This is a genomic window from Actinomadura darangshiensis, from assembly GCF_004349235.1.
Classification (GTDB): domain Bacteria; phylum Actinomycetota; class Actinomycetes; order Streptosporangiales; family Streptosporangiaceae; genus Spirillospora; species Spirillospora darangshiensis.
Window position 1 is genome coordinate 1 of sequence record NZ_SMKY01000251.1, and the last position, 13,015, is coordinate 13,015.

A 13,015-nucleotide genomic window follows, 5' to 3' on the forward strand; every position below is an offset into this window, starting at 1 on the left:
ACCCGCCCCAAACCCATACAGAGATCAGCCTCGCCCCAGGGCGACAAGGAACCTTTAGTCGCCCTCCTTTTCCAGATCCCGCCCCGCACCGGACCCCCCGCCGGGCTCATTCCCTCGTTTTCGCAGGTGAGCGGCTCTCTATCCGACTTCCCCGGACGGCTTCGGACGGGCTCTGAATAAGAGTGGGTGAGCCCTTCCCTAAGTGAGGCGCAAGGAAGGATCTTGTTGCGCCGCAGGTGAGAGAAGGGGTGCCCGTTCGTCCGAAGCTTTGGGGAGCCAGGTCGGGAGCCGCGCGCCTACGCGGACTTGAAGATCTCGTTCATGTGCTCAGCGCCGTCGCGGATCTCGGGCCTGAGTTGGTGACGGTAGACGGTTTCGGTGATCTTGGTATTGGAGTGGCCGACCAGGATGCTGATCTTCTCTATGGGGACGTCGTGGTCGCTCATGATGGACACGAACGTGTGCCGCAGTTCGCGAGGACACCACTCGGCGGGGTTGAGGTCGGCCGCTTTCAGAACTTTGCGGAACCGGTGACGGACGTGTTGTGCGGTGTACGGCCTGCCGTCCTCGTGGCAGAACACAAGCCCGTTGTCCTGGTATGTGTCGCCAGCTTTGAGCTTCTCGGCGGCCTGCCTCGTCTTGAGAGCGCGTAGGGCGTCCACGGCCATGTCTGCGACGCCTAGACCGCGTCGGCTCAGCGTCGTCTTGGTCGCGCCCCTGTGCCGGTCGGCTCGGAGGACGTAGACGGTTGCCTTGTCGAGGTCGACGTCACTCCACTTGAGGGTGCGGAGTTCCTCTGTGCGGAGTCCCGAGACGATCGCCAGGACCACGTACGCGCCGAGTCGGTGTCTCGGCTTGCCTGCCTCTTCGAGTAGCGCTGTGGCCTGTTTCAGGCTGAGCGAGCGCGACTTGCGGCCGGGCTTGCCATCGGGGGTGTCGACCAGTTCGGCGACGTTCCGGCCGATGCGGTCATGGCGGGCCGCCCTGCGGATCGACCTCTTGAGGACGCTGTGAACGATCCCCAGGGAGGACGAGGTGAGGTGAGGGGCTCTGCCGTTGAGCCAGGTCTCGACGTCGTCGGCGGTCAGGTCCTTGAGGTGCGTCCTTCCGATGAACGGGATGAGCTGATGATCTGCCAAGGAGCGGTAGACGCCAAGGGAAGCCGGGGCCTTGCCGGACATAGCGAACGCCGTGAGCCAGTCCTCTACCGCGTCGCGGACGAGGTAGTTCCGGTTCGTCTTGACGCCCTTGTCCAGTTCTTCGGCGAGTTCCCTGAGCTTGTCCTTGACCTCGGTCTTGGTCTTGCCCTTCCTCTTGGGACGGTTGCGCTTGCCGTTGGGGTGGTGCCCGAGCGAGATGGCGCCTGTCCAGCCGCCGCTCTCCTCGTAGATCGACGCCGTGTACTTACCGATCATGATCTCTGCCAAGGGATCCCTCCTTGGGTAGGGGTGGAGTCGTTCTTGATCGGTCGCGATGCACCTGCGTCCGTGCGGCGACGCGGGTCAATGGCGCCTCCGTTCCGGGAAGCGGAGACGCCACGGCCCGAATCGTTCTGCGGAGGCTGGCGTAGATCGAGTTGTCAAGAACCGGGAGCCCCGGGGCCTTCCGTGTGGGTGGCGTGCCCTGGGCCTACGCACGACTCTAACTCAAGACGTCCCTAGACGTCCCTAGTCCGTGCTGGCGTTCTCTTCCAGGGAGGTGACGAACTCGGCGAGGTGCCGGTCAGTGATGCGGCGCAGCTTGCCGATTTTGATGCTGTGGAGTTGGCCGGTGCGGATCAGGAAGTAGACCTTGTCCCGTCCGATGTTGAGGATTTCGGCCACTTGCTCGACGGTGTACGCCTGCATGGGGCACCACCTCCTCTCACCCGGGTGTCGTCCCGGGGTCGTGCGTGGATGCGGGTTGGTGATCATCTCCTTGACTACGGTGAGTGCTCGTCTCTCGTCTCGTCTCAAAGGCGTCTCCGCCGCCCATACGTGCAGACGCGCACGCGAGACGAGACGTTGAGACGGTTACCGGGTGTGATCGGATGCCTTGTAGCGGCCTCGTCCGACCTGGACGGCGTGGTCGGCCTTCACCAGTTCGGCGAGGCGCCGGTAGAGGGTGGGACGGCTGAGTTGCGTGATCATCAGAAGGTGAGCGATCGGAAGCCCCTCGTCCGGCGCGCCGTCCAGGGCTTCCCGTAGCGCCCTCTCGGCAGGGTCTTCCTGAGAGGGCGTCACCGGGACGGACGGCTCGGAGATGGGCCTCATACGTGCCTCGTCCAGGGCCCGCTGAGAGACCTCGTCCAGGGCCGGACGCATGGACGAGTGGCGCTCTGCCGTCTCCGCCACGGTGGCATCGGTCAGGAGGTAGGCGCGGCCTCGCCGAGGTGTGTCGTGCTCGGGCGCCGACAGCAGGAACTTGCCGGGGGCGTTGAGGGTGTGCGCGTGCCATCCGGCGCTGAGCATCCCTTGCCCAAGGATGAGATCGACGTCCTTGCGCTCCCGGACGCGGAAGCTCACCCGGACGTCCATCTGAGACCGGACGGCACCCTTGCCCATGGCCTTCTGTGTGGGGCGCTGAGTGGCCGCGATAAGCGTCACGGCGACAGCACGCCCCCGCCGCGCGATCGAGTCCGTGTCGCCGGCGGCATCGGGAGCATCCTCGGCGAGTTCGGCGTACTCGTCCACGATGATGACCAGCGCGGGAAGCTCCGGGGCCGGGTCCCACACGCGCCGCCCGTTCGCCGTGAGCCATTCGGCACGCGCCTCTAGAACGGTCACGGCGTCACGCAGCATGGCGCGGGCTTGTTTGGGTGTGGTGGCGAGGCGATCGATGCACGATGACCACGGCTGGAGTTCCATCCCGCGCTTGAGGTCGATCGCCCAGATGACCACGTCCCGGCATGCGCTGAGATTGCCCATGAGGACGTTGATTCCGCCGCTCTTGCCCGAACCGGCTACACCGCCGATAAGGCCGTGACGTCTCAGCAGCAGAACACGCGCGCCGGTGGCATCCTCGAACGGGCCAAGGTCGATCGGTTCGGTAATGGACGTGACGCGCGGTCCAGGCCACGGGATCGCATCAGCGTGCGGGTCGGTGTCGAGTACCCGCAATTCGAACCGATTGGCCCTGTCATCGGAAGTCGGAGAGACACGCACAGCGCCCCGAAACGTTCCGAGAGCCGACTCAATCGCGGGAACCCTCCCGATGGCGTCCTGGATCGTTTGGCCGCGTGCCAGGGCGAATCGTGCGCGCCACCCCCACACGTCCACGACCGCGGATTGCGCGCGTGATCCGGCGAGTCCGACGTCTTTCGCGATGTCCGGCCATGCGGCTATCTGTCGATCGACACGCACTCTGGCGCGCCGTCTCCGGTGTGCCCACCACGGCAGGGCGAGCACGAACCCGCCGCCGGCGAGCATGAGGGGTAGGGGACGGGAGGTGATGCCCAGGGCGGTACTGGCCGAGAGCCACCCACCGCTACCCATGGCGACGGCGGCGGCATAGGCTCGCTCGATCCGCAGGGCAAGCCCTGCCCGTTCCCCGAACACGGCGAGAGCCCACGCGGCCACCACAGCGACAGCCAACAGCCAGGGCCACCAATCCGGGTGCATGAGGTGCAAGAGCGCGCCCCCAACGGCGAGCACGGCCACCAGGTAGGCCGGGGCCAGCTCGGACCGGTATCGCCACATGGCCCGCGCGAGGAGCATGCCGGCGACGTCCGGGAACGGCCCGTCACTGTCGATGATCACCATGGGCTGGAGCCCGTTGCGCCGCATCTTGTGCGCATGCCGCCGCATCTGGCGCGTCCGGCTCATGAGCGCCCCCAGAAGTCCGGGGGAAGGTGCCCTTGCGCGCGAAGTTCGTCGCGCAGGTAGTACAGGGGATCGGGTTCGGCGTCACGGTCGGCTTTGAGGGTGGCGCGTCCAGCGGCCACCAGGTTCGCGCGGTCGCGCCGCACTTTCGACACCACAGCAGAAAGCCGGGTGATCTCGGACACCAGCGCGGGCACATCGGCGAGCGCGCCGTAGAGGCGAAGCCACAAATCCTCTATGGACGGCATCGCAGCGGACAGATTCGAGACGATTTCACGCGCGACGAGGTTGCGCGTACGGACCTCCTGAACGTTGACCTTCACGTGCGGTGTATCAGGCACCAGGGCATCCCTCCCTTCGGTCGGGAACATCAGTGCTGAGAAAGGGACTGGACGAGAACGGACACCAGTCGCCGTATTTCCGGCGCGGCACTGGTCGCGGCGAGGAAGAACCCGAACAGCAGGCACACCGCGATGTGCCAGCCACGCAGCCCCATGTACCGCCAAGCGACCCACACCAGCGCGCCGAGGATCACCACCAGGGGAACGGAGACGTTCACAGGCTCACCCCCTTCACAGCCACAGGTCTGGATACCGCGAACCGTGCCCGCGCCGGAGCCACCGTGCGCGGGCGCGGCACTTGCGGCACCGCCGGTTGCCGGGCTCGACCCGCGCGCCGCAGACGCACGCGTGACCGGTGATGACGCGAGGCATGCGCCGCATGCTCACCGCCCCGCCGGAACGCGCTCGGGGACGTCGTCACCTGTCTGAGTACTGAGCAGACGCCGGGAGGCAGTACCGCAGCGGGACGACTCGGCACGCCTCCGCGCCACGCGGTGCTCTTCGGCGTGGATGCCGATGACGAGCATGGCGAAGATTCCGCAGGTGGAACCGGCGAGGAAGACGGCGATGATCGATGCCAGGACGAGGATCATGTGCGATCACTCCTCTCGTAAGCCCGGAGCCGGCGGGGGCGGTTTCGGGCGGTCGGTGGCTTACGAGAAAGAGAGTGCGCTCGACCTGGGGGACGAGATCACTACATGACTGGACGTGTTCAAGACGTCCTTCTAGGGTTGATCGCGTCCTAGGACGTCCTGGATCTCGGACGGGTGCATGCCAAACGAACGCCTACGCGCTGCTCTGCTAGAGCAGGGCTTGACTATCGCCACGCTCGCCGAGTCGATCGACGTGGATCCCAAGACCGTAGAACGGTGGATCACCAAAGACCGCACCCCCTACCGGCGGCACCGCTACGCAGTAGCTTCACGCCTGGGCGCAGACGAGACGTTCCTATGGCCGGACGCGCTCTCCAACGAGCAGGTCACCGCAGCGTCCAGCAGTGAACTAGTGACGATCTACCCGCACCGGACGTCCGTTCCAAGGGACGCCTGGGGACGTCTCTTCGCCGCCGCCAAGGAAGAGATCGGCGTCCTGGTTTACTCCGGCCTCTTCCTCTCCGAAGACGCCGGCATCCAACGCACCTTCGCCGAAAAAGCAGAGGCCGGCGTCCGAGTCCGCATCCTCCTCGGCGACCCAGACAGCCCCCAAGTAGCCGAAAGAGGCGAAGACGAGGGTGTAGGCGAAGCCCAAGCCGCCAAGATCCGCAACGCCCTCGTCCTCTACAAGAAACTGCGCAGACAAGACGGTGTAGAGTTCCGCTTCCACCACACGGTCCTCTACAACTCCATCTACCGCGCAGATGACCAGCTCCTCGTCAACACCCACGTCTACGGCGTCACGGCACCACACGCCCCCGTTTGGCACCTACGCCGCATAGCCGGCGGAGATCTGGTCAACACCTACATAGAAAGCTTCGAACGCGTCTGGGAAGGCGCTACGCCTATATCGGGGGACAGTTAGATGGGCCGTAGGGTAGATTATTACGATGATCCGGATGCCCCGGAAGCAAACAGTATTGTTCCATCGGTCAATGTAATCGCCGCTAACGAAGACGGCGAAATTCTGTTGATCCTTCGAGCTGATAACGATAACTGGGCTCTACCTGGAGGCGCGGTCGATCTCGGAGAGTCGGTCAGGCAGGCGGCGATTCGAGAGACTCGCGAAGAGACGGGTATTTCTTGTGAAATAGTCGGGATAGTGGGTATCTATTCCGATCCGCGCCACGTCATTCGGTACACAAGTAACGAAGAAGTGCGTCAAGAATTTTCGATTGTCTTGACAGGGCGTCCGATTGGTGGGCGACCGACTCCCAGTGACGAATCACGTGAAGTGCATTGGATGGCATCGGGCGATATCAAGTCGTTGCGGATGGACCGCTCAATGCGCTTGCGTATCGACCACTATCTGGAGGGCCGTAAGGCGCCATTTATCCTCTAATGAGGAGGGCCCTGCACTGGTGGCCAGTGCAGGGCCCTGGTATCACTTAGTGATACCAATCGCGGACGATCTGATATGCCAGTCGCGCGAACGAAACTAGCACGCTACAGATCGAGAGCGCTGACCACCACCAAGGACGATCGTTGCTCTTGTCCCGCTTCGGAAACATGTCCTACCTCCCGCCTGATTTCCGGCGAGATCTTCTGATCTCTGTCCCGGAGGGCCACTCCACTCGGAGTTGGTTGAGGAAGGAGGAACCCCCCGGGGGAGATGAAGAGTGAGGTCACGTCCCGCGCAGATAATACTGCGACCGATAAGAATTTGGTATCCGATCGGCAATCTTCACGAATCGTGTCCGCTTCGTAGCTTGTGGCTACCGAATGCAAGGTAGTCACATCCTGGTAGGTGTTGAGTCGATCAAGGCATTGACCTGGGTTTTCTTTTGGATGTCGCGCACAGCATCGACGAGTTCCGGTTCTGCAAGATGGGTGAAGCGGGTGACCGTGTGCGAGGGTCCGTAGCGTTTGCGGATCTCGGCGAGCCGCTCGGAGACGACCACAGGATTCCCGTCGGGTGTGGTCGTCATGTCGCAGTAGATGAGGGCGCGGCTCAAACATCCAGTGATCTGAGGAAACTCATGGGCCAGGTCTCCTGCCAACCCTCGTTCTCTAGCTTCGATGATGGCGCATGAGTGACCGGCGACGAGACGGCATAGCACCTCGTCGGCCTGAGTAGCGTCACGGAGGTAGCGGGCGCCGTCTAGGGGGTGGAATCCGGTGCTGACGAGGTCGGGGGCGTATCCGATGTCGTGGAGCCATGCGGCGGCTTCGAGGAGATCGGCGTTGTTGCCGAGGATGGGGGCGAGGGTGCGGGCTTGGCGGGCTACGCCCTGGGTGTGTGCCCAGCGGCGGGGGAGTGGGGTCTCTAGGTGCTTGCGTGCGAGGTCGCGCGCCCATGCTGCGGTGTTCTTCTTCATAGGGCCGACGCTACGAGGAGTGGGCTGGACGTCCACGGGCGTGCAGGGGTCATCTGGGGACGTCTTGGCGGACGTAGCGTCCTTTGCCGTGGACGCAGGTAGCCAGGCCGGCGGCTTCGAGGGCTATGAGGGCCGTGCGGGATGTAGCACGGGATACGCCATAGCGGCGGGAGAGTTGAGCTTCGCTCGGTATGGCGTCGCCTGGTTGGAAGTGTCCGGTCTCGATTTGGTGGCGCAGGTTGGCGGCTATGTCCTCAGAGTGTGTTCGTGGCTGCGTGGCGCCGTCTTGGGCAAAGCGGCCTACGCCGGTGCGGACGGCTATGAGTCCCTCGTCTTGCAGGGCGGACAGGGCCCGCCGCACGGTGTTGCGGGCAACGCCGTACTCGGCGCAGAGGGCGGCTTCGCTCGGTAGGCGGGTGCCGGGGGCGTAGGTGCCGTCTGTGATGCGTTGGCGTAGCGCGTCGGTGATGCGCGCGTAGGTGCCCCATGCCGTGCGGCGGGTCATGTCACTGTTGCTCGTCCCTGAGCGGGTCGAACGCCGCCGAGACCCAAGGTGTGAGCAGGATGGCCAGTTTGTCAGCGGCGAGTTCGACGCGCCTGCACGGTGTGAGCCACAGGCCCGTGCTGGATTGGTACCACCATGCGCCGTCGCCCCAAGCGATGGACACGCTCTCGCCGATCGTTGGGGTGCACTTTGAGTAGATGCGCAAGAGTCGGCGGGATCCGGTGGTGCGGAGTTGGGTCTTCCAGCCGTCTCGGCGCATCATGAGGGCGAGGAGGGTGAGGTGCCAGCGTGCGCGCCATGGGCCGCTGTAGGTGGGCAGAGGGGGCGCAGTCGGTGCGTTCGGGGGAATGAGCACCGACCGCGCCGCCTCCTCCCCACCCCATGAGGCCGCGCTCCCCTGCGCGGCCTCCTCTGGTGACGGCTGCGGGGATCGATCCCGTGCCATCACCAGGTCCCAGCGCGCGTGACCTTGGCACGCTCGGCCTCGTTCACGAGCGCCTCACGCAACTCGGTGGGGCCCGACGCGACCACGGTGGGGTCCACACCGGCGTGCGGGTCGTGCAAGCTCGCCACCCAGTCCCCGAGACGTCCGTCCCACCGCGTGGCGCGCCAGATCCGGTGACCGGTGAAGTCACGGCGCAACTCGGCGAGCGCCTCGTCCGCCGTGTCCGTGTCGATCTCGTTTGTGTTCGGGTTGGCCTTTTGGGGCCATTCGCTGGGCATGGGGGCTCCTTGACTTACGTGCGGTTCGTTGGGGCGAAGTGGAGTGTTCGCCGTGCGTCTTGAGCCTTCCGTCCGGTGTGGGACCTCTCCATCGGCATCTAGGGACGTCTAGGGACGTCTTCTGTTAGCGTCGTTCATGTGACGTCCTTACTTGCATCGCGGGAGGTTCGGTGAACGACTTGTTGCGGCGTGCCTTTGCGGACGCGAACCTGACCGAAGCCGACGTTGCGGCGAGGTTGGGTGTGGACCCCAAGACCGTCCACCGATGGCTCGCCGGACGCGTCCCCTACCCCCGCCACCGGACGAAGATCGCTGCCCTGGTCGGACGCGAAGCGGCGGACCTGTGGCCGCACGTCGCCGTGACGAGCACTCCGGTAGAGGCGCCCGTGATTGAGATTCTCGCGACCTACCCGCATCGATGGGCGGTCCCTCGTCCGGTCTGGCATCAACTCTTTCGGGCCGCGCGGGACGAGATCGGCATTCTGGCGTACGCGGGGCTCTTCCTCGCCGAGGACACAGGCATCATGCGCACGCTCGCCCAGAGGGCACATGAAGGTGTCTCAGTGCGGATCCTGCTCGGTGACCCGGACGGAACGTGCGTTGCTGAGCGCGGCAGCGACGAGGGCGTTGGCGAGTCCATGGCCGCAAAGATCCGCAACGCCCTCGTCCACTACCAGGCCCTACGGGACGTGAACGGCATTGACGTCCGGCTACATAACACCGTGCTCTACAACTCGATCTACCGCGCCGATGACGAGCTGCTGATCAACCCACACGCCTACGGCATCGCCGCGGCCCACGCGCCCGTCATGCACCTGCGCAGAACCGAAGACGGCGACATGGCGAGCACATACCTGGAGAGCTTTGAGCGTGTCTGGTCTGGCGCGTCCCCCATGGACTAGGGCGTGTCCCGTCATGTAGCGCCCCAGAATTTGGCGCCGGAACTCTGTGCAGACCTTCCGCATATCTTCAAGGCAGCCTGACGACCGGGCCGCACGCGCGGCTGAGCCGACGCCTGGCCCTCCGTCTCTGCCTGGGCGCCGGTTACGGCACCAGGCCGACGCCCGGTCGGCAGGCGCGAAAGCCGGCAGAAGTCACGGGGCCGCACGAAGACGGAGACCAGTCACGGGGACGAACTGGCCGCGCCGGTGCCGCTGGCCGGTTCCCGACTTGCGCGGGGACCCCGCGCGGGGGCTCTCGACGGCCAATGCGGGCAGACAGCAGCGCCAGCCCGTCCGCCGGTCCAGGCTACGAGGCCCCTACGTTGCCCCGACCCCACACAAGTCCGGAACCTTCCAGCTCACCAACGTCACGGCTTAGCGTTGCTGGTTCTCCGTGGGTTGGTCTAGTTGTTGCTCACGCTTTCTCTGTTCACTCCGGATTGATTCCACGCGTTCAGCAAATTCGCCTAGAGCCTCATCCGCATCTTCATATTTCTTGTAATGGCCAACGCGCAGCTCCAAACTACTGATCTCTTCGTCAATTGCATCGGCGGTCTGTTGAAGATAGAATCCCCGCTCGCGGAACTTGAAGTACCCAGTAAAGCCGGATGCGACTCCTACGGTAAATGTAACTGCTACAAGTATCCACTTCTGCACCCCCTTGATATCGGCCAAACCGGCAATTGTCGACGATGCAAGAGAGCCAATAATGATTATCGATTGGAATAGATTGTGCACTCGCCGATAGTATTTCTGTCCCACGCGGTGGCTGTTAATCACTTGGGGGACGGCTTCTCGATAGACGTGTCTAGAGGTAGTAGGTGTCAGGATCATTTTCGCAGCATAAAGACGCTTCCTCTCTTCTGCTATCTCCAACTCAAGTCGCTTGTCCGTAATGAAGTACGAATCCCAGTCAGGACCGTCATCGGACATAAACGCTGCAATGAAGGTAACGAAAGTTGTGATTGCCAAGACGGCGGCTACCGGTATGAATGCAATATTAACGCGGGTCAAATTAATGTGGCCCCATGTGAAAATATTTACCAACACCACAGCTGGGACGAATGCGGCAGTGAGGAACCAGGTCAAAACGAAAACAAATCGCAACCTTCTCGCGCTGCGTATTTCGTTGCGAATTGTGAGTATCTTGCGATTGTGCCCCAAGAGCTCTTCAATTGCAGCTTCTTCTGTGCGGGCCACGATTTCAGTCATCGCCATTTCCTGCGTTAAGAGCTTTAATTTCAAGTCTACTCATTGTAAGGCGCGGAGTCCCTAAATATGGTGATATAACATATTCTGTCCTAAGCTGGCCTCTCTCTGAACTGCGTAGCGCTCTCCCCCGCCATCCTGGGGTCAAGTGGGCGCCGGCGGCACGCAGAAGCCCCCAGCCGCGGCCCGAGTGGGACGTGACTGGGGGCTCCTCGGTTCATGCTGGGGCGGCTTGCTCCATGTTGGTGATGATCTGCCTCACCTTGCGGCGGTCGATGCCGTACTTTTCGGCAAGGTAGCGCTGAGAGACCGGACGGCCCGGCCCGTCTAGGCTTGCCCTGTACTCCTGCAACACTGCCTGTTCCGGCGTCTGCTCCACTTTGGTGCGAAGTTGTTCTGGTTCGGTGCGTTCCTCGTCCTGGGTAAGGTCCCCGAGCGCGGCGCTGCGCGTGAGTGTCATCAGGAGTTCGAAACTCCCGACGAGGGCGAGTGCGGGCCATGCGCTGACGATGGCCCCTAGAGCGCCGTGGGAGGCGCCGTGTGCCACGTTGGCGCCTACCGTCGCCACGATGCCCACGGCGAGGCTCCATTTGGCCAACGGTGGCGCGGCTTGCTTCCGGCGGCTTGCGTCCAGGATCACCATGGACGCTGCCCAGATGAGGCCGTCCACCGTGAACGGGACGAGGCGTGCGGTCGGGCCGGACTCGCCGTGTGAGTGGACTAGTTCGTAGGCGTGCCGGTATGAGATGACGGCTGCCACGGCGGCTACCGCCACCACGGCGAGCGCGGTTGTGATCCGGATGAGGCGATCAGTCACGGGCCAGCTCCCTGCGCCACTCGTTTACGCACGGGTCGTCCTCGCCGTGGGTGAGGACACGTTCGGCGAGAGACAAGGCCGTGATCGCCGCGTTGCGGTCGAGTGGGCGCGGCCATGCGGTGACGTGCCATCCGCAGTCGGAACGGGTGGCTGTGGCTATGACCTCGTTGTTTACCGTCGCGGTCATCGCTGTTTCGGTGATTTCGAGGGCCATGGAGACCCCTCCTCCCTGCTGAGAGGGAGGGAGCCAGGGGAGCCAATCTCGGGAGCCAACGCCATTCGGGTTGAGTCGACGGCGCTCGACTGTACCGGACTGTTCCCCTGAACTCCTTCCCTTGTTTTCGCAGGTGAGCGGCTCTCTGCACGACTTCCCCGGACTGCTTCGGACGGTGGCTGAATAAGGCTTGCTCAGGGGTTCCCTAAGTGAGGCTTAAGGGCGTTCTGTTGGGGGTTCTGGCGGCTTAGCGTTACGGGTGTCAGATCGAAGACACGGCGGAGGTGCACAGGCGGAGAGCAGAGCGAACGTCGGCTGAGGTTCCGACTGAGGTTCCTGATTGAGACAGGTTTCTGGCCCGCACGGCCCCGTAACCCCGCTCTGGGGCCGTGCGGGCCAGAAGTCTTTTTCAGCGGGGAAGGGCGCCCAGGAGGAGGAGGCGGAAGGCGTCGGCGGTGCCGGCGGCCGTGGTGTCGCCGGTGGCCAGGCGGCGGACGGCGAGGCCGTAGAGCATGGCGACGATCGCGGGGGCGTGGCGTTCGGCGTCCGGGATGTCGAGGGCCTTCAGGATGGCGGCGGCCAGGTGGTCGTAGGCCTCGACGGAGCGGATCGAGGTCTCGCGGAGGGCCGGGTCGCGGGCGGCGTGCAGGTGGAGTTCGAGGTTCGCGATCTGCTCCGGGCCGTAGGCGAAGTCGACGACGGCCTTCTCGACCTCGTCGGGTGCCTGCGCGGGGGCGTGGACGGAATCGGCCAGGGACGTCACGTAGGCGGTGATGCGGGCTATCTCGGCGTCCACGAAGGCGTGCAGGGCCTCGCGGAGGAGGTCCTCCTGGCTGGGGAAATGGTAGGTCAGCGAGCCGAGGGAGACGCCGGCCGCGCGGGCCACGGCCCGGTTGGTCACGGCGCTGATGCCCTGCTCGCCGATCAGGCGGAGGGTGGCTTGGAGGATGTCTTCGCGGGCGCTCATCGGTGGACAGTCTTCCCTAGGACGGTGTGCTTCAGTATCGTTCGTTCGAACGAACGATAGCGGGAGGCGTTTGTGGAGCTGGGGCTGGCCGGGCAGGCGGAGGCGCTGGCGAGGGGAGAGATCTCCTCAAGTGAGCTGGTCGAGGAGAGCCTGGAGCGCATCGGGCGGCAGGAGTCGCTCGGGGCTTTCCGGGTCGTGCGGAGCGAGGCGGCGGGGCAGGAGGCCCTGGATGCCGACAAGCGGCTGGCGAACGGCGAGCGGCTGCCATTGCTCGGCGTGCCCGTGGCCGTCAAGGACGACACCGATCTGGCGGGGGAGACCACGCCTTTCGCGGTGGCCGGGGATCATCTGCCCGCCAAGCGGGACGCCGAGGTCGTGCGGAGGCTGCGGGCCGCGGGTGCCGTTGTCGTGGGCAAGACCACCACGTGTGAGCTGGGACTGTGGCCCTTCAGTGAGTCGGCCGAGTACGGGTGCGCCCGGAATCCGTGGAATCCCGAATACACCCCGGGCGGGTCGTCGGGCGGGTC

General features: G+C 64.4%; 17 protein-coding genes. 4 read left to right on the plus strand and 13 right to left on the minus strand.

All coding sequences use genetic code 11. The features are described 5' to 3' along the window. Positions 1-296: 296 nt before the first annotated feature. The 6 genes from E1293_RS35810 to E1293_RS35835 form a co-directional block, all read right to left on the minus strand. Positions 297-1,427: a site-specific integrase gene (locus E1293_RS35810; protein WP_132202681.1), complete on the minus strand. Its 1,131-nt coding sequence runs from the start codon at positions 1,425-1,427 to the stop codon at positions 297-299. Positions 1,428-1,667: 240 nt separating this feature from the next. After that, on the minus strand, positions 1,668-1,847 hold the full coding sequence (locus tag E1293_RS35815; RefSeq protein ID WP_132202683.1) for a helix-turn-helix domain-containing protein: 180 nt from the start codon (positions 1,845-1,847) through the stop codon (positions 1,668-1,670). Positions 1,848-2,012: 165 nt separating this feature from the next. Next, a complete protein-coding gene (locus tag E1293_RS35820) occupies positions 2,013-3,803 on the minus strand; it encodes an FtsK/SpoIIIE domain-containing protein (RefSeq protein WP_132202685.1) in 1,791 nt (596 codons plus the stop codon). Further along, on the minus strand, positions 3,800-4,141 hold the full coding sequence (locus E1293_RS35825) for a hypothetical protein (protein WP_132202687.1): 342 nt from the start codon (positions 4,139-4,141) through the stop codon (positions 3,800-3,802). The genes E1293_RS35820 and E1293_RS35825 overlap by 4 nt, the downstream gene beginning before the upstream one ends. Before the next feature lie 29 nt (positions 4,142-4,170). Beyond that, positions 4,171-4,359, minus strand: a complete 189-nt coding sequence (locus tag E1293_RS35830; RefSeq protein WP_132202689.1) for a hypothetical protein — start codon at positions 4,357-4,359, stop codon at positions 4,171-4,173. 165 nt (positions 4,360-4,524) lie between these two features. Next, positions 4,525-4,734 carry a hypothetical protein gene (locus tag E1293_RS35835; RefSeq protein WP_132202691.1) on the minus strand — a complete coding sequence of 70 codons (210 nt, stop codon included), beginning with the start codon at positions 4,732-4,734 and terminating at the stop codon, positions 4,525-4,527. 178 nt (positions 4,735-4,912) lie between these two features. Here E1293_RS35835 and E1293_RS35840 point away from each other — a divergent pair, with 178 nt between their 5' ends. Together E1293_RS35840 and E1293_RS35845 are read left to right on the plus strand one after the other, a co-directional pair. After that, positions 4,913-5,659 (plus strand): helix-turn-helix domain-containing protein, encoded by a 747-nt coding sequence (locus tag E1293_RS35840; protein WP_132202693.1) that lies wholly within the window; start codon positions 4,913-4,915, stop codon positions 5,657-5,659. Then, positions 5,660-6,136: an NUDIX hydrolase gene (locus E1293_RS35845; protein WP_132202695.1), complete on the plus strand. Its 477-nt coding sequence runs from the start codon at positions 5,660-5,662 to the stop codon at positions 6,134-6,136. Positions 6,137-6,527: 391 nt separating this feature from the next. Here E1293_RS35845 and E1293_RS35850 read toward each other — a convergent pair whose 3' ends face one another. The 3 genes from E1293_RS35850 to E1293_RS35860 all read right to left on the minus strand — a co-directional run bounded on the left by E1293_RS35850 (position 6,528) and on the right by E1293_RS35860 (position 8,340). Further along, on the minus strand, positions 6,528-7,112 hold the full coding sequence (locus tag E1293_RS35850; protein WP_132202697.1) for an HD domain-containing protein: 585 nt from the start codon (positions 7,110-7,112) through the stop codon (positions 6,528-6,530). Positions 7,113-7,161: 49 nt separating this feature from the next. Next, positions 7,162-7,617 carry a GntR family transcriptional regulator gene (locus E1293_RS35855; protein ID WP_132202699.1) on the minus strand — a complete coding sequence of 152 codons (456 nt, stop codon included), beginning with the start codon at positions 7,615-7,617 and terminating at the stop codon, positions 7,162-7,164. A gap of 444 nt (positions 7,618-8,061) precedes the next feature. Continuing rightward, positions 8,062-8,340 (minus strand): hypothetical protein, encoded by a 279-nt coding sequence (locus tag E1293_RS35860; protein WP_132202701.1) that lies wholly within the window; start codon positions 8,338-8,340, stop codon positions 8,062-8,064. Positions 8,341-8,510: 170 nt separating this feature from the next. Between E1293_RS35860 and E1293_RS35865 the strand changes: the two genes are divergently transcribed. Further along, positions 8,511-9,242 (plus strand): helix-turn-helix transcriptional regulator, encoded by a 732-nt coding sequence (locus tag E1293_RS35865; protein WP_132202703.1) that lies wholly within the window; start codon positions 8,511-8,513, stop codon positions 9,240-9,242. A gap of 414 nt (positions 9,243-9,656) precedes the next feature. On the opposite strand, the gene E1293_RS48865 is transcribed toward E1293_RS35865, so the two are convergent. From E1293_RS48865 to E1293_RS35885, 4 genes are all read right to left on the minus strand, one after another. After that, positions 9,657-10,493: an SLATT domain-containing protein gene (locus E1293_RS48865; protein ID WP_207939283.1), complete on the minus strand. Its 837-nt coding sequence runs from the start codon at positions 10,491-10,493 to the stop codon at positions 9,657-9,659. A gap of 214 nt (positions 10,494-10,707) precedes the next feature. Continuing rightward, positions 10,708-11,307 (minus strand): DUF2637 domain-containing protein, encoded by a 600-nt coding sequence (locus tag E1293_RS35875; RefSeq protein WP_243717042.1) that lies wholly within the window; start codon positions 11,305-11,307, stop codon positions 10,708-10,710. Then, positions 11,300-11,521 (minus strand): hypothetical protein, encoded by a 222-nt coding sequence (locus tag E1293_RS35880; RefSeq protein WP_132202705.1) that lies wholly within the window; start codon positions 11,519-11,521, stop codon positions 11,300-11,302. Before E1293_RS35880 ends, E1293_RS35875 begins: the two co-directional genes overlap by 8 nt. Positions 11,522-11,930: 409 nt before the next feature. Next, entirely contained in the window at positions 11,931-12,488 is a 558-nt protein-coding gene (locus E1293_RS35885) for a TetR/AcrR family transcriptional regulator (protein ID WP_132202707.1), read from the minus strand. Between the two features lie 72 nt (positions 12,489-12,560). Between E1293_RS35885 and E1293_RS35890 the strand changes: the two genes are divergently transcribed. Then, positions 12,561-13,015, plus strand: a 455-nt coding sequence (locus tag E1293_RS35890; protein ID WP_243717044.1) for an amidase family protein, incomplete at its 3' end; no start/stop codon positions are given.